Origin of the sequence: Dolichospermum sp. UHCC 0260 (assembly GCF_009711985.1) — a bacterium.
Taxonomy (GTDB): Bacteria; Cyanobacteriota; Cyanobacteriia; order Cyanobacteriales; family Nostocaceae; genus Dolichospermum; species Dolichospermum lemmermannii.
In genome coordinates this window covers 67,636-75,331 of record NZ_VIKZ01000016.1, presented here as the reverse complement: position 1 = coordinate 75,331, position 7,696 = coordinate 67,636, and the positions used below count along the sequence as shown (strand labels likewise).

The following is a 7,696-nucleotide window of genomic DNA, read 5'->3' as shown; positions in this document are numbered from 1 at the left end:
TGGAGAGGGAAGCGTCACTTGATGCAATAATAAGCCAAATCCAAAACTCCATAAAGCCGGATTAATCAAAATTACCTTTGCTATTTGCATCTGATTTTGAGTATTATTACCGAACTTAGCAGCAAGAAACACACCTAAACCATAAGCACCAAACAGCGAACCCAACATATCGTAAAATAAAGCCCAGGCAAAATATTCTTTACCTACCATTGCTAAAGTAATGGGAAAACCCAAATTACCTGTATTACCTACCATTGCTGCTAGAATCAAACTACCTTGAGTTGTCGCGGGGGGAACTGAATCAATGAAATGGGCTTGGGCTTTGATTCTTAACCAAGCTAATAATGCCCCCAGAAAGATTGCCAAGTGAGCTATTATCGGTGCAATCCAAATCTGTCCTGATAAATCTGTTTGTAGTAAAAAACCGATGATGCTTATAGGTACTCCCACCCAATAGAGAAATTGACCTACGTAGGTGGAAGTATTGTTAGGCAACTTACGTCGCAGTATAAATCCCACTAGGATTAATCCCACTAACTTGATATATAGTTCTAAAAGATTTATCAAAATTACACCATAATTCAAAATTAAGCATTAAACAAAACTCATTTCTTCTTTAACTAACTATTAAACACAAACAGGAGCAAAAACTTGAATAAAGCTGGGTTTCCTAAAAAACCGCACAATTCCTACCCTCTCTCTGGTGATGATATCCCAGTAGCTTTACGCGATACAAATGATGCAGGAAGTAAGATCAAAGTCCAACCTGTGGTTTTGATTATAGGTGGATTAACAGGATTTTTGCTACTGGCTGTCTCTAGTGGTTTTTTGTTTTCGCTGACAACACCTAAGCCAACTGCTAATTCTGTAGCTGCACCGATTAGTTCTACACCCATAGCCGCTAATACCCCAAATAATAATGATACAGTGTTGGGACATTTTCCCTATTCAGAAGCACCAGAATCAGAATTAGCCCCAATTACGGGTGACAGTAGAATCAGAATGCGAAAATCTGCCGCTGTCAAGTTTCAAGCCATGGTACAAACCGCTAGAAGTGCGGGTGTAATTTTAGTTCCAATTTCTGGCTTTCGTTCTGTACAAGAGCAAAAGCAGTTATTTTTCGGTGTAGGCGCACAGCGGAATCAAACCCCAGCCGAAAGAGCAGCCCTCAGCGCACCACCAAATCATAGTGAACATCATACAGGTTATGCGGTGGATGTTGGCGATGGCACAGTCCCAGCAACTAATCTCCAAGCCAATTTTGATAATACCAAAGCTTATCAGTGGTTACAGGCTAATGCGGCTAAGTTTAGTTTTGAAATTTCCTTTCCGAAAAATAATCTTCAAGGTGTCAGTTATGAACCTTGGCATTGGCGTTTTGTCGGCGATACTGATAGTTTAGAAACATTTTATAAAGCCAAAAATATCAAACCTGTAAAAACACCATAATGATAGTCAGAGAATATCAAATATCTGACACTGAAGCAATAATGAGACTGTTTTATGATGTTTATGGAATGAAAAGCCGACCTACTCCCAAATAATTATCAATATCTATGATAATCTCAACTATACGATCAACACATTGTTCTCGATAATCATATTCGTCAATGCGATCAAGATTCCCAATTGTAATCACAGGAAATGAAGTTGCTGTATTTTCTTCACGCATTACTTGTTCTAATGAATCCTCACCTTTCATATTCCGATTAGCGGTGAGGATCATCATTTGATTTGCTTGAGCATAACACCAAACTGCGCGGTCATTACTATCCATTAGACATCTCCGAAAAAGATCGTACCATTAGACATCTCCGAAAAAGATCGTAGAGACGTTCCATGGAACGTCTCTACAAGGGTTTCAAGTCACGTACATTTAATTCTCGGAGATGTCTATTGATAAATCCGCTTCTCGAAATGTGACAAAACGAATAGATAGTAACTCAAGCCAACCGTTTTTCGCCAAGATTCCCAGCAAAACTACAGCGTATCCATCAAGATTGTAATCCACTAAAAATATCATGGCTTTATTGAGGTACGTTGGGCTTTTTGCTCCTCAAGTTTCGCCCAAAGAGCCTGTTTTTCGGGCTTTTGTGGTTTTGCTGCCATTTTTGCAAAGTGTTCGCGGTTACGTTCTTCCCAGTATTGATAAATTTCTTCTCTAGTTTGTAGAACTTCTTGATATTCAGCTTCTACCTGAGTATGATTTGTGTCAATGTAAGATAAAGCTGCACTAATTTGTTCATCTGTGAGATTGAATTTATCTCGAATTAACTTAGGAGGATACTGAGCCTTGATCAAATCTATTACATCATAAAGGGTGATGCGCGTTCCCGCAATTGTGAGTCCTCGCTCAGTCCGAATAATAAATGCTTTTTCACTTGATAAGATGGTCTTCATATCTAAATTTATTTACCAACTACTATTCGTATTCTAATATTAATTAGATAACAATACCCTGTTTGAGATTGATCAGCCAAATACAAGCATTCAGCTTAATCAACAAAATCGGTGCAGTTCCCCACACCGATTTACATAATTTAACTCTAGTTTTCCGTGCCATATTCCTTAGGCTAATGCGGAAGCTTGGGGTTTGGCAAAAATCATCCTCCCAGCAGAAGTTTGTAAAGCACTGGTAACTACTACTCGCAATTCACCACCAACATAACCTCTACCTTCTTCCACTACTACCATTGTGCCATCATCTAAATAGCCAATTCCTTGAGTTGGTTCTTTTCCTTCTTTGAGAATTTTCAAATCAAGATAATCACCAGGTAAATAAGTTGGACGAACAGCATTGACTAAATCATGAACATTCAAAACTGGAACTTTTTGCACACTAGCAACTTTCGACAAATTATAATCATTGGTGAGTAATGTGCCATTGATTTCTTGAGCAAAACGCACCAATTTAGCATCAACAGTGGCAGTATCTTCATAGTCCACAGGATTGATTAAAATACGTTCAGGATAAGTTTCCCGAATGCGGTTGAGAATTTCTAATCCTCTTCTTCCCCTGACCCGTTTTTGGTCTTTACTAGCATCAGCTACTTGTTGTAATTCTTGTAAAACAAATTGGGGGACAAGAATTAATCCTTCTAGAAATCCTGTTTCTAGTAATGTTTCAATCCGGCCATCTATAATGCAGCTAGTATCTAAAACCTTAGTATTAGCAGGTTTAAGAGTTCCTTCCACCACCATACTTTCTACAGTATTGGGGTTAATTAATCTTAACAAACCCCGTCCGTGAGTATCTGCTAAGTTCATTCCTGTAACAGAGAGGATAATACTGCCAACAACCGCAACAAGAGGTTTGATAAAACCAAAATCTGGGGGAATGGGTAATAAAAATAGCGGGGCTAACATCAGATTGGCGAGTAATAGCCCAATTACTAAGCCAATGGCACGGGTGAGAATGACTTCTAGGGGCATTTCCCGGACTTGTGACTCTAGCCGACGGTATGTAGTCTGGAAACTCAGCCCGACTGCACCACCGATAATGGCAGCAAAGACAGCGAAAACTAGGCGTAAGGCATCTAAATCACTAACTCCATTAAGAGTACCAGGGGGGAGTAGATCAGTGCTGAAATAACCTATTCCCGACGCTGCCAAGATAAATGAGAGAATAATAATGACATCCAGCATGGTTATGTTGTGTTCCTACAACGATATTTATTCGATAGAGTAAAGTATGCTTGTTTGAGTCCTTTTTAGTGATGGAATCATCTTAGCTGCTCAGGCAGACAGAATATGCCAACATTATAACTAAAGCGTTTTTACTGCATATTATTTTTATTTTTAGGGAAAAAGGATGAAAAGTTGTAAACAAACTCCTCATTTTCATTATTTTTAACAGTCAAATCAAATTAACTTCACTATTGTTCAAAATGAGTCAAAAAGATATTGGTTGGGGGATTCCCAGTTCTGCTTATGTGCATATTCCCTTTTGTCGGCGACGATGTTTTTATTGCGATTTTCCGGTATTTGTGGTCGGGAATAACTCACGGGGCGAAAATTCTGGGACAATTGGCGAATATGTTGAAGTTTTATGTCAAGAAATCAGGATTGCACCAACTTATAGTCAACCTTTAGAAACAATTTTTTTTGGTGGTGGTACTCCTTCACTATTATCAACAGTACAGTTGCAATCTATATTGACAACCTTAGAACAGCGATTTGGCATTGCCTCTGGGGTAGAAATTTCTATGGAAATTGACCCAGGGACGTTTGATTTTGCACATATCGCTGGTTATCGTAGCTTAGGAGTAAATCGCGTGAGTTTGGGTGTCCAAGCTTTCCAAGAAGAATTGTTAAAAACTGCTGGGCGATCGCATTCCCTTATAGATATATTTACAGCTATAGAGTTAATTCACAAGGTCGAGATTCCCGAATTTAGCTTAGACTTGATTTCTGGCTTACCGTATCAATCTTTAGCACAATGGCAAGATTCCTTAATCCAAGCAGTAGCAGCCACCCCAACTCACATTTCCATCTATGACCTGACCATTGAACCCGGAACAGCCTTCAATCGTTATTACAAACCGGGAGATCATCCCTTACCCACAGATGAAACCACCGTCAAAATGTATCAACTAGGGCAAAAAACCTTAACTGATGCAGGTTACGAACATTACGAAATTTCCAATTATGCCCAACCAGGACATCAATGCCAACATAATCGAGTTTATTGGCAAAATCGCCCCTATTATGGCTTTGGTATGGGTGCAGCCAGCTATATACAAGGTAAACGCTTCACCCGTCCTCGCAAAACCCAGGAATATTACCAATGGTTAAAAAATGGTGCTGTCATTGATTGTGAAATCACACCACAGGTAGATGTTTTGTTAGAAACTCTCATGTTAGGGTTACGGTTAGCCGAAGGAATCAGTTTAAATTCCTTAGCAACAAACTTTGGCAACCATCAAGTTGAGAGAATTCAAAGCTGTTTGCAACCATACTTTGCTCAGGGTTGGGTGAAGATTGTTGGGGATAGGTTGCGTTTTAGCGATCCCGATGGTTTTATATTTTCTAATGTGATGTTAGCGAAGTTGTTTGAGGAGTTAGGAGAATAATAAATTATGTTTCGCGCAAAGGCGCAAAGAAGCAAAGGCGCAAAGTTTGAAATTTGTGAGTTTCCAATTTTATATTTTAATTTAGCAATGCCGATTATTGCATCAAATCATCATTTGCAACGTCACCAGGATAAAAGTTGAGGTTAATTAGATCTTCCCATAAATATAGGCATTGAGAAGGAAAGGTTGATAACGGTAAATTGGTTTCTCCTGATGCTAAATCCCTAGCATTTTCATAAGCTTCCTCAAGTGCTACTTCTAGAGAAGACTGCAAACTAGGATTTTCATTCAGTAATTTTATGATGTCTCGGCGTTGAATCCGAATAGTTGCTAACCAACTACGAATACGTTTTGATGATTGATATTCCCACTTGAGTAAATGTCCAATTAAAATAATCAGACGATTTCTCAATTCTTGGCGTTCCCTTCTCCCCAAAGATTCAACTTCCTCAATTAAATTAACTAAATCAACTTGATTCCATAGCTGATAACGTAATAAATTAGCCTGTTGTTGAGTCCAGGCATAAAAATCCGTTTCATAAAGATTCAGGTTGACAGCGGATTCTTTCCCCCCTTGTGTCTGCATAATTAAAACCTAGTAACCTTGAATTAATTATAACTCCTTTCTTCCTTTGCGCCTTTGCTCCTTAGCGTCTTTGCGCGAAACAAAAACCTAAAAAGTCACCACACTCCGAATAGATTCCCCCTTGTGCATCAAATCAAAAGCATCATTAATCTTTTCAATCGGCATCACATGAGTAATTAAATCATCAATATTAATCTTACCATCCATATACCAATCTACTATTTTCGGTACATCTGTCCGCCCTCTTGCACCACCAAAAGCCGAACCTTTCCAAACCCTGCCAGTTACTAATTGAAAGGGACGAGTGCTAATTTCTTTACCTGCACCAGCTACACCAATAATCACACTCACACCCCAACCTTTATGACAACATTCTAAAGCTTGACGCATGATATTGACATTACCAATACATTCAAAGGAATAGTCAGCACCACCGTTTGTTAAATCTACCAAATAAGGAACTAAATCACCTGCAACTTCTTGGGAATTGACAAAATGTGTCATGCCAAATTTTTCAGCTAAAGCCCGTTTTTTAGGATTAATATCTACACCAATAATCTTATTTGCGCCCACCATTCGCGCCCCTTGGATCACATTTAAGCCAATGCCACCTAAACCGAAAACTACCACGTTTGCGCCTGGTTCTACTTTAGCTGTATTCACAACTGCACCAATACCTGTTGTCACACCACAACCGATATAACAAACTTTATCAAAAGGGGCATCTTCCCGAATTTTAGCAACGGCGATTTCTGGCAATACCGTATAATTAGCAAAGGTGGATGTACCCATATAATGGTGAATCATGTCGCCACCGATACTAAAACGGCTCGTACCATCGGGCATTACCCCCCGTCCTTGTGTACCGCGAATTGCTTGACAGAGATTGGTTTTGAAGCTTAGGCAATAATCACATTGCCGACATTCGGGAGTGTATAAAGGAATTACATGATCTCCAGGTTTGAGACTTTTGACATCAGCCCCTACTTCGACAACTATACCAGCGCCTTCATGTCCTAAAATTGCCGGAAATAAACCTTCAGGATCATTACCAGACAGGGTAAAAGCATCAGTATGACAAACCCCACTGGCTTTAATCTCAATTAAGACTTCTCCGGCTTGTGGTGGTGCTAATTGTACAGTTTCAATTGTGAGAGGTTTTCCTGCGGTGTAAGCTACTGCTGCTTTAACTTCCAAGATGCAATTCTCCTTTAAGGTTCGTTTTTGGGATTAATATCTACCTGAATAATCATAGTTTGCGCCTACTATTCGCGCACCTTGGATCATTTTACCTTGGATAAATTATAAACTAGCAATTGTCTGAATCAGGATGTCCAGGATTTAAGGATTTACAGGATGTAATTGTCAAATGTTCTTTCAGTAAATTAAACTTTGGCTTTGAGACAGGGAATTTATTCCCCGGATTATTAAAATAATTTAATTTTTATGTATTTAATTTAATAAAAGTATCAAAAAAATAATTATATAAGTATTTACAATTAGACTTAAACATGGTTATGATATTTAGTATTGCAAGCGTCTTGCTTGTGTCCGTTTTTTCAATCTTGCTTATATTTTTCATCTCATCTATTTACATCCTTGATTTAAAACATTGTAAAAATTAGATTTTTACTACTCTCAATCAACCAAGATTACAAAAAGGTAAACTTAATGGTAATGAATATTGATGCCAAATTAAACAGCGCTCGCAGTCTATTAAAGCAATTAGGTAATGCAACTGCTAACCTAGTTAATTCATCTCCTGATGTGTTTGCAGATCCTAGTATTAACTCTTCCTTAGAAGGTTTTTTAAGTGCTTTTGAAGAAGCGTTAGACAGATTAGAAAATCCTAGTTTTCGGATAGCTACAATTGGAACTACTTCCTCTGGAAAATCAACTATTGTTAATGCGTTAATAGGGCGAAAAATTGCGCCTATTGAAGCAGGAGAAATGAGTGGAGGAGTTTTAACACTCAAACATTCTCAAGAGTCAAAATTAATTATTTAAAAAACCCAAGATGCAGCTTGGGAAACTGGAG

9 protein-coding genes and 1 pseudogene are annotated in these 7,696 nt (G+C 38.5%); 3 read left to right on the top strand and 7 right to left on the bottom strand.

What is annotated here, in order from left to right; genetic code table 11:
• A partial coding sequence (locus FJR08_RS08585) for an AEC family transporter (protein WP_174783037.1) occupies window positions 1-567 on the bottom strand: 567 nt, incomplete at its 3' end.
• 84 nt (window positions 568-651) lie between these two features.
• Here FJR08_RS08585 and FJR08_RS08580 point away from each other — a divergent pair.
• Window positions 652-1,449 carry a D-alanyl-D-alanine carboxypeptidase family protein gene (locus FJR08_RS08580; protein ID WP_168632870.1) on the top strand — a complete coding sequence of 266 codons (798 nt, stop codon included), beginning with the start codon at window positions 652-654 and terminating at the stop codon, window positions 1,447-1,449.
• Between the two features lie 61 nt (window positions 1,450-1,510).
• Here FJR08_RS08580 and FJR08_RS08575 read toward each other — a convergent pair.
• The 4 genes and pseudogenes from FJR08_RS08575 to FJR08_RS08560 form a co-directional block, all read right to left on the bottom strand.
• A pseudogene (locus tag FJR08_RS08575) lies at window positions 1,511-1,777 on the bottom strand (ACP S-malonyltransferase); the annotation flags it as partial.
• A gap of 99 nt (window positions 1,778-1,876) precedes the next feature.
• Complete coding sequence (locus FJR08_RS08570) at window positions 1,877-2,023, bottom strand: hypothetical protein (RefSeq protein WP_168632869.1); 147 nt, start codon at window positions 2,021-2,023, stop codon at window positions 1,877-1,879.
• Window positions 2,020-2,400 (bottom strand): DUF433 domain-containing protein, encoded by a 381-nt coding sequence (locus FJR08_RS08565; protein ID WP_039201952.1) that lies wholly within the window; start codon window positions 2,398-2,400, stop codon window positions 2,020-2,022. Before FJR08_RS08565 ends, FJR08_RS08570 begins: the two co-directional genes overlap by 4 nt.
• Window positions 2,401-2,568: 168 nt before the next feature.
• Complete coding sequence (locus tag FJR08_RS08560; RefSeq protein WP_015083094.1) at window positions 2,569-3,645, bottom strand: PIN/TRAM domain-containing protein; 1,077 nt, start codon at window positions 3,643-3,645, stop codon at window positions 2,569-2,571.
• 242 nt (window positions 3,646-3,887) lie between these two features.
• Here FJR08_RS08560 and hemW point away from each other — a divergent pair, with 242 nt between their 5' ends.
• Window positions 3,888-5,072 (top strand): radical SAM family heme chaperone HemW, encoded by a 1,185-nt coding sequence (hemW, locus tag FJR08_RS08555; RefSeq protein ID WP_168632868.1) that lies wholly within the window; start codon window positions 3,888-3,890, stop codon window positions 5,070-5,072.
• Window positions 5,073-5,166: 94 nt separating this feature from the next.
• Here the strand turns inward: hemW and FJR08_RS08550 are convergent, their stop codons facing one another.
• Both FJR08_RS08550 and FJR08_RS08545 read right to left on the bottom strand, forming a co-directional pair.
• Complete coding sequence (locus tag FJR08_RS08550; RefSeq protein WP_015083096.1) at window positions 5,167-5,658, bottom strand: DUF29 domain-containing protein; 492 nt, start codon at window positions 5,656-5,658, stop codon at window positions 5,167-5,169.
• 87 nt (window positions 5,659-5,745) lie between these two features.
• Window positions 5,746-6,855 (bottom strand): S-(hydroxymethyl)glutathione dehydrogenase/class III alcohol dehydrogenase, encoded by a 1,110-nt coding sequence (locus FJR08_RS08545; RefSeq protein WP_168632867.1) that lies wholly within the window; start codon window positions 6,853-6,855, stop codon window positions 5,746-5,748.
• 474 nt (window positions 6,856-7,329) lie between these two features.
• On the opposite strand from FJR08_RS08545, the gene FJR08_RS23555 reads away from it, so the two are divergent.
• Window positions 7,330-7,665 (top strand): dynamin family protein, encoded by a 336-nt coding sequence (locus tag FJR08_RS23555; RefSeq protein WP_254435718.1) that lies wholly within the window; start codon window positions 7,330-7,332, stop codon window positions 7,663-7,665.
• The last annotated feature ends 31 nt before the right edge of the window (window positions 7,666-7,696 follow it).